Consider the following 14,273-nt stretch of genomic DNA (forward strand, 5'->3'; position numbering starts at 1 on the left):
TTCTAAAATACACAATCCCTGTATTCCGCCTGATTAATTATTGTAGAGACTTCGGCCAAGGCTTGTGTTGACTGTGGGGAACGGGTAGAATTAACCAGCTTGGATGATGAAATTTCCCGTAGCTTGCCGGGCCCGACGCCATCGCCCTCGGAGGATGTGACAATCACAGATCCAGCCATGTAGCCGGGGCGATGGAGGACAAGGCATTGCCTTGTCCCTACCGTATTTCAGCCTATTTTTAGGCTTTGCGCGATCGGCGAATGAGTACGCTAATCACTTGTCCCGGCTGTGCGCCTCGCTGTGGCGGGCTCCAATCCCCGACGGCGGCAAATCCCAGTCGGTACAAGGTGTGGATGGTTTCTAACACGGCTGCGCGGGAACCGACAACCGTTATCCGCACGACTTCCTGTTCGGATACTGCTGAGGCGTCATTTGGACGCGCGGATAAGTTATCGTCAGGTACGAATTCCTGTGACATAATATGGTTTCCTGGTTTTTGGTTTTTCTAGGAAAACCCAAAAACCCAGCCGCCCCGCACGTTAACACAGAGCAGGGCGGCTACAGAGAGTGTTAAAATTCTCCATTAGCCTCCAGACTGCTGCTATCAGTTTGGCGGTTAGCTGTCCATTGCTGTTGGTAGCAGCTTTGGGCGGAGCGAAGCGGAGGGAGTGCAACTAGATTTTTGAGCGACGTGGGCTGCTTTCTCTTCGAGCAAAGCAGCCCTAATTTCACAGCGTAGCCGCAGATGGGGGCCGCCGTCAATCGATTTGAGATTTTAGATTTGAGATTTTAGATTGAGATTTTCCTGCAACCACTCTCAGGTGTTTCCCACCCTCCGCTTCTCCCAGTCTGCCCCTCTCCCTCAAGCCAACCTACTAGATGAGGGAATGCACCGAGGAAGATGTAAAATATGGAATCGTTCCAAAAGCTTAAAATCAAAAAACTAAAATACAGATATGCCTAGAACACAAGTGCGAATATTCCTTGCACCTGCTGCTTGAGGGCAACCACATCAATTTTAGATTTTAGATTTTAGATTTTAGATTGTCCTCCAACAACTCTCTCCATCTCCTATGCCTAGAACACCCAGCGAATATTCCGTACACCTGCTGCTTGAGGGCGGCCACCGCGAAGAAATCCGTTTTTCAACGCTGCAAGATTTTCAACAGTGGTATAAAACTCTGGTTCCCAAACAAGATTCGTCAGAATTTGTTAATGTCCCGATCAAAAATATTCAAGGCGAATACATGGTAGTTCGGCCTACCAGCGTTCTCGCAATTCGCGTAGAACCGGTATTTACTTCTAGCGTCGAACGATTCGATGAATAATGAAAATAATCAATTTAGTAGGAAAGATTGGAAATTGAGCAAGATTTTTCGCTATCAGTTATTAGCCATCGTCTGTTGCGTTTTGGCGATCGCTTTTTCGGTGCCCGCCGTTGCAGCCCCGCCACTGCAACCAATTAGTCTAAATCAATTGCAAGCTGGCGAGTCGGATGATCTCGCCTTTGACGCTCAAATCTGGGGCGAAAATGGCAAACCGGGCGATCGGGAATTGCTGTTAAAGTCGATCGACAACAGCCTCCGCTATCTCGATACATCCGCCGCCGCCACTGCTTACAGTCGCTATCCAGTCGCAGGAGTTACGCGCGATCGAGTTCGGCGTTCTCTCGAGCGATTCCGCCAATTAGTTGTCAGTTCCACAACCCCTGCACAACTCCAGGAATCGGTCAAGCGCGAATTTGTATTTTACAAATCCACGGGCAAAGATGGCAAGGGAACAGTCGCATTTACGGGTTATTTCGAGCCGACTTACGCAGCATCTCGCACGCCTAATTCCGAATACCGTTATCCCCTATACCGGATGCCGCCCAACATGGCATCTTGGCCGAAACCTCACCCGACAAGATTGCAATTAGAAGGCGAAGATGCTTTGCAGGCAAGTAAAGGATTGCTGCGGGGATTAGAATTAGTTTGGTTGCGCGATCGCTTCCAGGCATTTCTCGTGCACGTCCAAGGTTCTGCGAGATTGCAGCTAACAGATGGTAGCGTCATGACAGTCGGTTTTGCAGGCAAAACCAGTCACAGTTATACAGGAGTCGGGCGAGAATTAGTTAAAGACGGAAAGTTTACTTTAGAAGAGTTAAATTTGCCGAAACTAAGGGAATATTTCACCAACTTTCCCGCAGATATGAACAAATATTTGCCAAAAAATGAAAGCTTTGTATTCTTCCGGGATACTAATGGAGTTCCAGCCACAGGAAGCATTGGAGTGCCAGTAACAGCCGAAAGGTCGATCGCCACCGATAAAGCTTTAATGCCCCCTGGCGCACTAGCATTAATTAGTACAAAACTCCCTTATCCGAATGCGGCGGGACAACTCGAACAAAATGCGGTAAATCGCTACGTTTTGGATCAGGATACCGGCGGTGCAATCAAAGGCGCGGGGAGAGTTGACGTATTTATGGGAACGGGGGATTTAGCGGGCGATCGCGCCGGTTTTATCAACTCGACAGGAGAACTGTATTATCCGCTTTTAAAGTAGATTAATTCTACTTGATGTGATTGTTTGCTGTGCGTTGCAATCCCGGGCACGGCACTGCCGTGTCCCTACAGATATTATCGCCGACAATCTATATGTAATCCTACTTTTGAGAATTGCTATAAAATAGAAAATACCCCTCCCCTCCAAACTCCACAAATGCTAAACAAGATTCTGCAATTCTTCAAACGACTATTTCAGCGAATATTCGGAACCCCAACCCCACCCACCCCGCCGGGAAATACCGCCATCCGCCCCACCCTAACTGACGCGGAATACGAGTCGAAATTCATGGAAATCCTGGAAGGGGTGAATGCCGGTTGGAGTCGCGGGGATGTAGCGGGATTCTTAATCGCAAAACGCCTTAAAGATGGTGAATTGGCGGCTTGGTTGCGACGGTTTGGGCAAAGATTGTTAGAGGGCGAACATGATGACACCGCTGCTACGGAGGCGGTGGCATCGCTTCAGGAATTGGCGCAGCGGCTGGTATTGTTAGGTAGAATTGGCAGCGGGGAATTGTCAGAGGTTGCGAGGCAAATTGGCCGGGAGATATTGACACGATTTCCGCTGCCGGAGGTTGAGGAGGAGGATACAAAGGGGAGGGTGATTGAGGCGGTGTTTGTTGGGAATGGTTTGGGTTTTTCTGGGGAAGTGAACCGCAGAGGCGCTGAGGGTGCGGAAGTAGAATCGGAAGTTAATGTAGATGCTGAGGCGTGGTGCGAACGAGGGAACGAGCAGTATAATTTAGGAAGATTTGAAGAAGCGATCGCATCTTATAATCAGGCAATTGCTCTCAAACCAGACTATCACGATGCTTTGCACAACCGAGAGGTAGCGCAACGTAAGTTAGGCCAAATTAAATAGGCAGACTCGCTTGTATCCATAATTTTTGCTAGGTGTTGCGAGCGACCTGATACTATTAATAATTAATGCCAGTTTTCCTGGCTAATTATCATACATTTAAAAGAGAAGTTGGAGGACTTCAGTCCTCACTACCAACTTAATTTATAAGCTGTGCTAGGCGCACATACAATAGGTTTATACTATTAAAATTAGTCCCAAATTATTGCATCCAAAACCCACATCGAATGACACAAGTAATCGGCATTGACTTAGGCGGAACCGCAATTAAACTCGGCAGATTCGGCGAAGACGGCATTTGTCATCAATCATTAACTGTCCCAACTCCTCAACAGGCAACGCCAGAAGCCGTTTTAGCTACAATGACCGATGCTATTTTACAACTGAATCCGGTCGAAAATGCTGTAAGTGCGATCGGCATCGGCACTCCAGGCCCCGCAGACGCCGCCGGCCGCATAGCCAGAGTAGCAATTAACCTCAAAAACTGGCATAACGTCCCCCTCGCTGACTGGGTGGAAGCTAAAACCGGACTGCCGACCATCTTAGCAAATGATGCCAACTGTGCCGGATTGGGAGAAGCTTGGTTGGGCGCAGGCAGGCACTTTAAAGACCTAATTTTAATAACTTTAGGTACAGGAGTCGGCGGTGCAGTTATCCTAGACGACAAACTATTTGTAGGTCATCAAGGCGCGGCCGGAGAACTAGGATTGATTACTATAAATCCCGACGGCCCGGAATGCAACAGCGGCAATCGCGGTTCTCTAGAACAGTATGTTTCGGTGCAAGCAATTCGCCGGGAAACGGGTTTGGAACCTCTAGAATTAGCAAATTTAGCTAAGTCTGGAGATGCCAAAGCTTTAGAATTTTGGCAAAATTACGGGCGCTATCTGGGTATCGGTTTGGCAAGTCTCATTTATATTTTGACGCCGGAAGCTATTATTATCGGCGGTGGAATTAGTGCAGGTGCGGAATTTTTCTTGTCGCAGGTTCGAGAAGAAATTGAGCGGCGGGTTCTGCCGAGTTCTCGCGAAGATTTGCAGTTATTGGTTGCTGAATTGGGCAATCAAGCAGGCATGGTAGGGGCAGCCAAATTAGCTTGGCAGCTTGTTCGATAGTTAAAATTTAAAAAAGCAGCGCATTTTACTGCGCTTTTTTCATATCTAGAATTACGGTGCAACCTAAGCACTTTAGCTCAAAAAAAATAAAATGAATGTGAGGAGTTACTAAACATAGTCTCCCTTGATTGTTCATGCTTCTAACTAATGACTAATGACTAATGACTGCTTCATGGCAGAGATTGTCCAGTCGTATTTTTAATGTATTCCTGAATTTCTTGATAAGTTTCCGGGTTGCTTTGGCGGAGGATAACAATATTAGTTGCGCTGTCAGGCAGGCAAAAGCTTAGCCGACCGTTTTGTTCGCAAGCAAAAGAGCTAATTCGACTCATATCGATCGCAAATTCTTTGCGGTCATAATGAATTTTAATCCACGAACCTCTAGAATTGCGATCGATGGTTTTTTTGAGGTAATCGAGAACTTGCTTGTAAGCCTCATAATTGCCTTGGGGATTGAGGATAATCGGCTGACTGCTATTAGGCAGCCAAAAGGTGAGACGCTTGTTATCCAGTTCGCTAGAAAAAGCACTAATAGTGTCAAGGTCAATTATGTATGTACTTTTCTCATAAGTAATTTTGCTCCAATAAGCCACAAAGCCTCCTCAAACCTGTGTTTCCTGGTATTTTAGGATAGTTTGACAACTCATACCATTTTAGATTTTAGATTTTAGATTTTAGATTGGGCATGACTGATGACTATCAGGGTTTGGAACCTGCCTAAAGTGGCATTTTTTTTAACTGGTATCACCTTTGAAATCAAAGCTAAAAAGTTAAGTAAAAATATCAGCATTTTTACCATCTGCCTTCTGCCTTCTACCTTCTGCCTTTTGCCTTCTCCCTTCGGGTACTATCCCCCAACCCTTATGCTAGGGCTGAGGGGTGAGATTTTTCACTGGTTGAGAATGCTGCCCGATATCATGTCCGGTAAGTGCGACCCGAATCAAATCCGATTGTTGGGTTGGGCGGGTGAGAGTACGATCCATTGTCTGCCTGATTTGAATATGGTGTACTCTCACCCGCCCCTACAGACATCTAATATATCAGAACTAATCGATCGAACATGATATGAGATCAGTTTCCTGCAAGTTTCCCGGCCACCAAGTCGCGCCCCTGAGCATCTAAAAAATCCTGATTTCCCTGCACGCTCGCCGCCTCGATAAACCCCTGAAACAAGGGGTGGGGGGCGCTAGGTCGAGATTGGAATTCGGGGTGAAATTGACAGGCTATGAAAAAGGGATGGTTGGGCAATTCGATCATTTCTACCAATCGGCCGTCGGGAGATGTCCCGGAGACTGCATAACCTGATTCTAAGAAAAGATTGCGGTAGGCGTTGTTAAATTCGTACCGGTGGCGGTGCCGCTCGTAAATCACTTCTTTCTGATAAAGTTTGAAAGCGAGGGTGTCTGGGTTGACACGGCACGGATATAAACCCAGTCGCATTGTACCGCCCAAATCAACTACATCTAGCTGTTCTGGCAATAAATTAATTACCGGATTTGCGGTATCTGGGTTAAATTCAGCGCTGTTGGCATCCTCTAGTTGGGCGATGTTGCGCGCCCATTCAATCACAGCACACTGCATCCCCAAACACAATCCCAAAAAGGGTATTTTATGGTGTTTGGCATATTCGATCGCCGCTATTTTGCCGTCTACTCCCCGTACCCCAAAACCTCCGGGCACAAGAATGCCCTTGATATCTTTGAGATAACTTTCGATGTTTCCCGATTCTAAATCTTCTGAGTTAATCCAGTGCAAATTCAGGTCGCAGCCGATCGAGATTGCTGCGTGCCGCAAAGCTTCGACTACCGAAAGATAAGCATCGTTCAACCGCACGTATTTGCCCACCAAAGCAATATCAATCTTGTGGTTAGGATTGTAAAGCCGCTTGACTAAGGTTTGCCACTGAGTCAAATCGGGGTGGCGCGGTTCGAGTTGCAGCAAATTGATGCTTTGTTCCGCTAAACCTTCCTGTTCCATCATCAGCGGCACTTCGTAGATACTTTTGGCATCTTGAGCGGTGATGACACATTCTTCGGGCACGTTGCAGAATTCCGACAATTTCTGTTTCATGCCCAAAGACAGGGGGCGATCGCACCGACAGACTAAAATATCTGGTTGAATGCCGATCGACCGCAATTCCTTCACCGAATGCTGAGTCGGTTTAGTTTTCATCTCCCCAGCCGAAGGAATCCAAGGTATCAGCGTGACGTGCATATACACAACATTTTGCCGACCGACATCCTTGCGAAACTGGCGAATTGCCTCCAAAAACGGCAAAGATTCAATATCTCCCACCGTTCCGCCGATTTCCGTAATCACGACATCGGGATTAGTATTTTTTGCAACTCGGTGAATTCGCTCTTTAATTTCGTTAGTGATGTGCGGAATCACCTGCACCGTACTCCCCTGATACTCCCCGCGGCGTTCTTTGTTGATCACCGCTTGATAAATGGAACCCGTGGTGACGCTGTTGAGGCGTGACATGGAAGTATCGGTAAAACGCTCGTAGTGCCCCAAATCCAGGTCTGTTTCCGCACCGTCTTCTGTCACGAAGACTTCTCCGTGCTGAAACGGGCTGAGAGTGCCGGGGTCAACGTTAATATAGGGGTCTAGTTTCAAAATCGAGACAGAATAGTCCCGCGACTTCAATAGGCGGCCCAAGGAAGCAGCGACAATTCCCTTGCCGATGCTGGAAACCACGCCGCCGGTCACAAACACAAATTTGCTCATAGGATTTTCGACTTTAGATCTTTCTCATTTAAGAAGGTAACACTCAACTCTAAGAGCTAAAATCAAAAATTGTCCAGCAGTGTTTGACCATTTCTCAAATACGGGTGGAGATACGACGAGTAGTCCACGAGCTCGATCGGGCGGTTTACAGGGGTTTTGAGCTGGTGAGCCAATTTCAAAACGGTTGATTGTTCATCAGTGCGCTTTGGGCGGATACCAGTCAATCGATTTGAGATTTGAGATTTGAGATTTTAGATTAAAGAATTGAAGCATTGACCCCACGGATAAATTCGGGGGGTCAGTTTCATCGGATACAGGTTTTTTATTTCTGGACGGATGAATCCGGGGGCTTGTCTCCTGAATGCTTTCGGTCAAGGGCGATCGATCTTCTGAGAAAACCACCTTCACCAAGGTTTTTTTCCTTTCCTCAAACATATCTCTGCAACCGATCTGTCACATCTGACACGCTGGCCAACTCTAAGACGGCCTCTCCTAAATTCTCTAATTGTTCAGCGGATAACTGACTGATGCGAGTTTGAATCTCCGACGACAACGGCCCTACACGGCGCTCCAACAGCCGCATAACTAACTCCAACTTTCCTTGTTTGATGCCTTGTTCGATACCTTGTTCGATGCCTTGTTCTCTCCCGATTCTGGTAGCTTTGGTAATTGCACCGCGCTGGTCTTGAATAAAAATTTCTCGCCTTTCTAAATCTTCCAATTCATCAGGATCGAGATTTGCTTCATTCGCAATTGCAAAAGCCTGTCGCAGTTCCGGCACATTTCCCAACTCTTCGGGAACCGACCGTAAAATTTGAGCAGTTTTCATGAAATATATCCACTTATCTGTCAGCGTTTCTAACTCCTGTAATGTCTTATCAAATTTTGGCAATTCAACAAATACAAGTTCAAATTCATCAGCTAGATAGTCGGTTAAAAAAGTTTTTTCTTTGAAAACAAAGCGCGAAATCACTGTTTCCAGATTCTCAAACATTTGAAAATCGGTAATCGTCAGAGCAATCACAGGGTTTAACAAGCTGTAACGGCTTCCTGTGGTTAGCTGCATCGAATAAGCTTTAGTGGCATTGTATAAAATCCGCTTCTCAAATGACTCTACATTCAATACTTGCATTTCAATAATTACCGTTTTGTTGCCATCAATCTTAGCTTTTACATCCAAGTAAGTATCTTTAACTCCTTTGATTTTGGGAGCTAAATAAGGGTCAATAATTTCTAAATCTTCGATGAATGGCTGTGCTTCGTAGAGCATGGCATTCAAGAAACTAATCAAAATGTCCTTACTCTCAGCAGACCCAAAGATTTTTTTAAAGGCAAAGTCGGTTTTGGGGTTAATAAAATTCATGGCAATTTCACTTTATTAGAGCTTGAGAGGTTGAGGTTAGAGTTATTTAATTATTTAACTATCATACAATCTTCTAGGTTGGGTTCGCGGACGATCGCCCCAACCGACCTCACCCAAATACGGATCGAGCGGCCCACAGCAGTCGCCCTCAGCAATCATGGCTTCGACAAAAGTTCCAGCGCCCAGTCCGCCCCTAGGCGAGTCAATCTAAAATCTAAAATCTAAAATCTAAAATCAGCCCTACGCGCTCAGTCATTTTTCCCATAAAGCTAACTCAGGAACGTTTCGCGAAGCGTAAAGTCATGGTAAACAAAGCACCTCAAGTCTGCTAAAAAAAAACAGCTATGAAGTTTGTCTGCGTTCTATCCCCTCAACGGTTGCTTTCTGCTGGTATCGCATTGCTCGCAGCCATCGAGTGTGGCGCGTGGCTCGCTCCAAATACGGCGCGGGCAAAAGCTCCTGGGGAAATTTATTCGTCTGTGTCGGCGAAAATCGTCGCTAGTAACGATGTTAATTGCAATGGGTCGCGATCGCCCGAAACTCGCTGTCCAGTCGGCGGTTTGTTCGTCAAAACTCCCAATACGACCTCAGAACAAGTCTTTCCTCTCAAGCAGACTGAAGTTAAAGCCAAAATAGCTGGCAATATCTCCCGCGTCGAAGTTGTTCAGAAGTTTGAAAATCCTTTTCCTGAATCTATAGAAGCTGTTTATATATTTCCTTTGCCCGACGAAGCGGCGGTGGACGATATGGAAATTAAAATAGGCTCACGCACTATTAAAGCTGATATCAAACTGCGCGAGGAAGCTTTGGAAATTTACGAACAAGCCAGAAAGCAAGGCAGGACTGCTGGTTTGTTGGAACAAGAACGATCCAATATTTTTACTCAGTCTCTCGCTAATATCAAACCGGGAGAAAAAATTGAAGTTACGATTCGCTACACCGAAAGTCTCAAGTTTGCCGGCGGCGATTATGAATTTGTGTTTCCAATGGTGGTAGGGCCGCGCTATATTTCGGGAAATACGATCCCCCCCAACCCCCCCTTAGCAAGGGGGGGCGATTCTCAATTCCCCCCCTTAGCAAGGGGGGGGCAGGGGGGGGTTAATACCGATGCCGATCGCATTAACCCGCCTGTTTTGCCTCCGGGAACGCGATCGGGTCACAATATCGCTGTTTCGGTAGAAATAGATGCCGGAGTTGCGATCGGCGATGTCCGCTCTACATCGCATCAAATTACAACTGACCGCAGCGGCAATATTGTACAAGTCCAATTAGCCAATTCTGACACAATTCCCAATAAAGATTTAATTCTGCGCTATCGAGTCGCGGGCGAAAATACTCGGGCAACTATTTTGACTCAATCGGACAAGCGGGGCGGTCATTTTGCTACTTATCTGATTCCGGCATTAAACTACAAAACTAATGAAATTGTACCCAAAGATGTCGTGTTTCTGATGGATACTTCCGGTTCTCAACAGGGCGAACCGCTGGCCAAATCTAAGGAGTTGATGCGCCGCTTCATTCAAGGGCTGAATCCCAACGATACTTTTACTATTATTGATTTTGCCAATACTGCGACAGCGCTTTCAACAACTCCTTTAGCAAATACTCCCGAAAATCGACAAAAAGCAATTAATTATATCGAAAAGTTGCAGGCTAACGGTGGCAGTGAATTGCTTAACGGCATTCAAACAGTGATGAATTTTCCGGCGGCGGCAAGGGGAAGGCTGCGGAGTATTGTATTAATTACTGACGGTTACATTGGTAATGAAAATGAAGTGCTGGCTCTGGTTCAGCGGAGTCTGAAACCGGGAAATCGACTTTATAGTTTTGGTGTCGGCGGTTCTGTGAATCGGTTTTTGATTAACCGTTTGGCGGAAGTGGGAAGAGGCACTTCTCAGGTAATTCGTCAAGATGAACCGTCGGCAGAAGCGGCAGAAAAGTTTTTTCGTGAAATTAATAGTCCGGTATTGACTAATATTCAAATTAGTTGGGAAGGAATGGGGGAAAAACCGCAGATTTATCCGATCGCACCCCCAGACTTGTTTGCGAGTGGGCCGCTGGTTTTGTTTGGCAAAAAGACCGATCGAGCCTCCGGCCAACTTCGCATCCGCGGCACTCTTGCGGGCGGCAAAGCTTACGAGCAAGTTTTACCTGTTAATTTTGCTCAATCCGGCGGGCGGCAGCGGGAGTCAACTTCAGTCGCAGCAGGCGCTACGGATTTTGGCAATCCGGCGGTAGCTCAACTTTGGGGGCGATCGCGCATTAAAGATTTAATGAATCAAATGTTTGGTGGTGAGACTAAATCTCTGGTGGAAGCTGTGACTAATACTGCTCTGACTTATCGCTTGCTGTCGGAATACACGGCTTTTGTGGCTGTGAGCGAAGAAGTGCGAGTCGAACCCGATGGAACTCGTCGTCGAGTGCAAGTGCCTGTGGAATTGCCGCAGGGTGTCAGCTATGAAGGTATTTTCCAATCGGAGGGAGCAGAGCCAACTAGAGGCGGCTCTCGCAGCCTTACCTCGAATCGCAACTCGGCACCGGTGAGTCCAGCTCCTGTGCCGCGGCAGCCCGGTTACGGTGAGTTGCAACCCCAGAAGCCTTTGGCTTCTCGCCTTCAAGTAGTTAGGGCCGAAGGGTTGGATGCCGGGGCACTCGCCGCTTTGACTCAATACCTGCAATCGGTTAATCTCCCGGCGGGGGTTAGCGGTGAAACGGTGTGGGAGTTATCGGTACAAGACGGCCGCGTTGCCCGAGTGGCGATCGACACTAAAACCTCAACGCTGCAAGCAACAGAGGCCGTAGAGGCTCTCAAGAGAGCCATGAGTTCCTGGCAACCTCCTGCTGGGTTCAAGGGCACGCTGCGCCTGAAGTTGCGAATTACGGTCGCTCCTTAAGCCAGGACTATCTATGTCACAAAACATTAACTTTTAATTCAAAAATACCGAAAGCGCGATCGCTACCGCGTGGAAGATATAAAATCTTTATTAAGAGATTGCCTTTGAACAGGAAGTCATGTTAATGAAATTTATACCGTTTGAGGCAAACGCTAAAACAGTTTCCTTTCTGAAACAGTTTCCTTTCTGAAAGAACATTAACAGTAAAGATTTCTGGATCGAAACCCCCCAATCATAGAAGGTATGATGCCCTATGGAAGTTAGTGAACTGCTAAACAATTACGAAAAAGGAGAAAGAGACTTTACTGGAGCCGACCTCAGCGGGAAAAACCTCAGCGGAGCAATCTTAATCGGAGTCAACCTTTCCCGAGCTAATCTTTCCGGGGCTAACCTCAGCAGGGCGTTTCTCACCAAAGCAACCCTCAAAGGTGCACTGCTGCACAGAACAAATCTGAGTTTTGCCAAAATGGGTGAAACCCAACTCTCAGGTGCAGATTTGACAAAAGCTAATTTGAGTGGAGCTTTTTTGGTAAAAGCAAAATTGCCGAGAGCAAAGTTAAGTGGCGCAACTTTAACTGGCGCCAACCTGCGCGGTGCTGTGTTGTGGAATGCCAATTTGTGCAGCGCCGACTTGCAATTAGTTAACTTGCTGGGCGCAAATCTGACGGCAGCTAATTTTAAGTGGGCCAACCTTTACGGTGCAAAGCTCAATAGTGCAAAACTTTTTGGAGCTCAATTAACCGGAGTCAGTTTGCGGCGAGCGCAGTTGACAGGGGTGAATCTCTGCGGTGTAGATTTGAGCGGCGTCAACGTGAGTGAAGCTAAACTAATGGGAGCTAATTTGGAAGGCTCGAATTTGGCGGGGGCGAATTTCAGTGCGGCTCAGTTGCGTGGGGTGAAGTTGGCGGGTGCAAACTTAACCGGGGCTAAGTTGAGGGGAAGTTGTTTGAGAGGGGCAAATCTGAATTGGGCAAAGTTGTGTCAAGCAGATTTGATGGCAGCCGATTTGAGTGAGGCGACGTTAATAGGAGCTAATTTAGATAATGCTTTGTTGGCGGGCGCTATTTTGCCGGAATCTACTAGGCGCTATTTTTCCTTAGCTGGGGCTGGCAGAGTCAATTCTTGGGATGTTACGGAAATTAAAAATGGGTAATGGGAAAGGGGGAATTTGGAAGTGGAGAATTGGTAATTGCGTATCTGAATTGGATTTTTGGGCGGGCATCCCGCCCAACCCCTACTCCCCACCATAATTTCCTCCAACTTGACTGTAAAATTTAGATGCGACACGATCGATTAAATCCGGTAACTAAAATTATTAAAAGTGGTACATATCCGCGCCTGACAAGGCATTGCCCTGTAGCTACAAAGAATTACGCTCAAGGTTTTCTGTTGAAATCAATTCTTTAATCTCAAATCTAAAATCGTTATGACTGTTAATTTTGGGGTGGTGCTGGTAACTGCGGCATCGGAGGCGGAGGCGGAGAATCTCGCTAAATCTCTAGTTGAACACAAGCTGGCTGCTTGTGTGAGTTTGTCGCCAATTCGCTCTATTTATACTTGGCAAGGCGAGATTCATGCCGAGTCAGAGTGGCAGTTGGTGATTAAAACTGATATGGCTAAATTTGAGGCTTTAAAAACAAAAGTTCAGGAACTCCATTCCTATGAAGTTCCCGAAATTATTGCTATTCCTATTATCGCTGGCAGTGATGCTTATCTCAATTGGCTGGGAAAATCTTTAAGTTTGTAGTCAAGACTTTAGTCCTAAAGTGTCAAATGAAGAGGGACGAAAGTCCCTACTACAAATGGCCAGAAACCTAGGAATTATGACTGGTAGGGCCAATGACGCCGATTTTGTGGCGAAAACTTAGTTCGCCGCCGAACCAGCCTGTAATGCCCAGCAAGGTTGCAACGACGATCGATATTGCTAAACCTGTATATACGATCGGCTCAGCCGGATTTCCTTGGCGCAACACCAGGTTAATCAGGGTAAGTACCATAACCGCCACATTGCCGCCCATGTGTAACCAACCGGCACTGCGCTCGCGCACTCTTTTAACTTTGAAAAAATCTAAAAAGCCCGTGATTGCTGCCAAAATCCCCGCAGCAAAACCGACACCCATCAGCCAAACCGAAGCTCTCGCCCAAAACGGATCGCTTGTGAGCCAATAACCGACGTCCGTACCCGCGGCTCCTACTAAAAAGGCTACCGGAAAGATGACGATGATGGGGTGGATGGGATGGCCTGCAACTGAAAGCGTACTCGTAATGCCGGCGTCGCGATACTCTGTATCGAGACTTTCGAGAATCGGCGGAAGATTGGGATAGGGCGTACTATTTCTGGGATTTGTTTCCATGATTTCTACGATAACTTTTGTACAACAAAGCCGTTTTTATTGGATTGAACTTAATCCCAAATCCGCTCGCCATTTTCGTCAACGCGGGCCTGGCGAATTACGTCGGAAATTTCATCGGCGTCTTTGACGTGGTGCAGGGCTTTCTTTTCCCCATCGGCTTCTTCTACCATCACATAAGTTGGAACTGTAACAACATCGCCCGTGATGTCTGGCACGTGGTCTACCGCTAGTTGCTGGGCTTTTTCTTCGAGGGTTTGCGGTTCGTCGGAAATGCGATCGCCCGGATTGACCGTGCGCTCCATATCTTTGCCTGGTTTGTCGATACTCATAAAAACCTCTCTCGTATTTCTAATTTTTTGCTGACTCTAATTCCTACTATTGAACGAAAAATCTCCCTGCACAAACATCTCCCGAG

14 protein-coding genes are annotated in these 14,273 nt (G+C 46.9%); 7 read left to right on the plus strand and 7 right to left on the minus strand.

Features of this window, described 5'->3' with window-relative positions:
* Positions 1-238 precede the first annotated feature (238 nt).
* Entirely contained in the window at positions 239-478 is a 240-nt protein-coding gene (locus QUB33_RS08980) for a hypothetical protein (RefSeq protein WP_333349575.1), read from the minus strand.
* A 92-nt stretch (positions 479-570) separates the two neighbouring features.
* The gene (locus QUB33_RS08985; RefSeq protein WP_333349577.1) at positions 571-762 is read right to left on the minus strand and encodes a hypothetical protein; all 192 of its coding nucleotides are present in this window, start codon (positions 760-762) and stop codon (positions 571-573) included.
* 311 nt (positions 763-1,073) lie between these two features.
* Between QUB33_RS08985 and QUB33_RS08990 the strand changes: the two genes are divergently transcribed.
* The 4 genes from QUB33_RS08990 to QUB33_RS09005 all read left to right on the plus strand — a co-directional run bounded on the left by QUB33_RS08990 (position 1,074) and on the right by QUB33_RS09005 (position 4,517).
* Positions 1,074-1,328, plus strand: a complete 255-nt coding sequence (locus QUB33_RS08990) for a hypothetical protein (RefSeq protein WP_333046692.1) — start codon at positions 1,074-1,076, stop codon at positions 1,326-1,328.
* Positions 1,321-2,544 carry a murein transglycosylase A gene (locus QUB33_RS08995; protein ID WP_333349579.1) on the plus strand — a complete coding sequence of 408 codons (1,224 nt, stop codon included), beginning with the start codon at positions 1,321-1,323 and terminating at the stop codon, positions 2,542-2,544. The genes QUB33_RS08990 and QUB33_RS08995 overlap by 8 nt, the downstream gene beginning before the upstream one ends.
* A 156-nt stretch (positions 2,545-2,700) precedes the next feature.
* Complete coding sequence (locus QUB33_RS09000) at positions 2,701-3,405, plus strand: tetratricopeptide repeat protein (protein ID WP_333349581.1); 705 nt, start codon at positions 2,701-2,703, stop codon at positions 3,403-3,405.
* Between the two features lie 224 nt (positions 3,406-3,629).
* Positions 3,630-4,517, plus strand: coding sequence for an ROK family protein (locus tag QUB33_RS09005; RefSeq protein ID WP_333349583.1), 888 nt, complete (start codon positions 3,630-3,632; stop codon positions 4,515-4,517).
* Between the two features lie 170 nt (positions 4,518-4,687).
* Here the strand turns inward: QUB33_RS09005 and QUB33_RS09010 are convergent, their stop codons facing one another.
* The 3 genes from QUB33_RS09010 to QUB33_RS09020 form a co-directional block, all read right to left on the minus strand.
* Positions 4,688-5,110 (minus strand): hypothetical protein, encoded by a 423-nt coding sequence (locus QUB33_RS09010; RefSeq protein WP_190693868.1) that lies wholly within the window; start codon positions 5,108-5,110, stop codon positions 4,688-4,690.
* Between the two features lie 478 nt (positions 5,111-5,588).
* Positions 5,589-7,247, minus strand: a complete 1,659-nt coding sequence (locus QUB33_RS09015; protein WP_190693870.1) for a CTP synthase — start codon at positions 7,245-7,247, stop codon at positions 5,589-5,591.
* Between the two features lie 427 nt (positions 7,248-7,674).
* Positions 7,675-8,610 carry an Rpn family recombination-promoting nuclease/putative transposase gene (locus QUB33_RS09020; protein ID WP_333349587.1) on the minus strand — a complete coding sequence of 312 codons (936 nt, stop codon included), beginning with the start codon at positions 8,608-8,610 and terminating at the stop codon, positions 7,675-7,677.
* A gap of 344 nt (positions 8,611-8,954) precedes the next feature.
* On the opposite strand from QUB33_RS09020, the gene QUB33_RS09025 reads away from it, so the two are divergent.
* The 3 genes from QUB33_RS09025 (at position 8,955) to cutA (ending at position 13,251) form a co-directional block, all read left to right on the plus strand.
* Positions 8,955-11,504, plus strand: a complete 2,550-nt coding sequence (locus tag QUB33_RS09025; RefSeq protein WP_333349589.1) for a VIT domain-containing protein — start codon at positions 8,955-8,957, stop codon at positions 11,502-11,504.
* A 253-nt stretch (positions 11,505-11,757) separates the two neighbouring features.
* Entirely contained in the window at positions 11,758-12,657 is a 900-nt protein-coding gene (locus QUB33_RS09030) for a pentapeptide repeat-containing protein (RefSeq protein WP_333349591.1), read from the plus strand.
* 273 nt (positions 12,658-12,930) lie between these two features.
* Positions 12,931-13,251, plus strand: a complete 321-nt coding sequence (cutA, locus tag QUB33_RS09035; protein ID WP_333349593.1) for a divalent-cation tolerance protein CutA — start codon at positions 12,931-12,933, stop codon at positions 13,249-13,251.
* Positions 13,252-13,318: 67 nt separating this feature from the next.
* Here cutA and QUB33_RS09040 read toward each other — a convergent pair whose 3' ends face one another.
* Both QUB33_RS09040 and QUB33_RS09045 read right to left on the minus strand, forming a co-directional pair.
* Positions 13,319-13,858 (minus strand): DUF2231 domain-containing protein, encoded by a 540-nt coding sequence (locus QUB33_RS09040; protein WP_333349595.1) that lies wholly within the window; start codon positions 13,856-13,858, stop codon positions 13,319-13,321.
* 50 nt (positions 13,859-13,908) lie between these two features.
* Positions 13,909-14,187, minus strand: coding sequence for a hypothetical protein (locus tag QUB33_RS09045; protein ID WP_006635678.1), 279 nt, complete (start codon positions 14,185-14,187; stop codon positions 13,909-13,911).
* Between the last annotated feature and the right edge of the window lie 86 nt (positions 14,188-14,273).

It is taken from the genome of Microcoleus sp. B3-A4 (genome assembly GCF_036705385.1).
Lineage (GTDB): Bacteria > Cyanobacteriota > Cyanobacteriia > Cyanobacteriales > Microcoleaceae > Microcoleus.

Bases quoted from the DNA above. Each gene is read 5' to 3' on its own strand.
- QUB33_RS09020 (WP_333349587.1), bottom strand. From the start codon at position 8,610: ATGAATTTTATTAACCCCAAAACCGACTTTGCCTTTAAAAAAATCTTT.
- QUB33_RS08980 (WP_333349575.1), bottom strand. From the start codon at position 478: ATGTCACAGGAATTCGTACCTGACGATAACTTATCCGCGCGTCCAAAT.
- QUB33_RS09000 (WP_333349581.1), top strand. From the start codon at position 2,701: ATGCTAAACAAGATTCTGCAATTCTTCAAACGACTATTTCAGCGAATA.
- QUB33_RS09025 (WP_333349589.1), top strand. From the start codon at position 8,955: ATGAAGTTTGTCTGCGTTCTATCCCCTCAACGGTTGCTTTCTGCTGGT.
- QUB33_RS08995 (WP_333349579.1), top strand. From the start codon at position 1,321: ATGAATAATGAAAATAATCAATTTAGTAGGAAAGATTGGAAATTGAGC.
- cutA (WP_333349593.1), top strand. From the start codon at position 12,931: ATGACTGTTAATTTTGGGGTGGTGCTGGTAACTGCGGCATCGGAGGCG.
- QUB33_RS09045 (WP_006635678.1), bottom strand. From the start codon at position 14,187: ATGAGTATCGACAAACCAGGCAAAGATATGGAGCGCACGGTCAATCCG.
- QUB33_RS09040 (WP_333349595.1), bottom strand. From the start codon at position 13,858: ATGGAAACAAATCCCAGAAATAGTACGCCCTATCCCAATCTTCCGCCG.
- QUB33_RS09030 (WP_333349591.1), top strand. From the start codon at position 11,758: ATGGAAGTTAGTGAACTGCTAAACAATTACGAAAAAGGAGAAAGAGAC.
- QUB33_RS09005 (WP_333349583.1), top strand. From the start codon at position 3,630: ATGACACAAGTAATCGGCATTGACTTAGGCGGAACCGCAATTAAACTC.
- QUB33_RS09015 (WP_190693870.1), bottom strand. From the start codon at position 7,247: ATGAGCAAATTTGTGTTTGTGACCGGCGGCGTGGTTTCCAGCATCGGC.
- QUB33_RS08990 (WP_333046692.1), top strand. From the start codon at position 1,074: ATGCCTAGAACACCCAGCGAATATTCCGTACACCTGCTGCTTGAGGGC.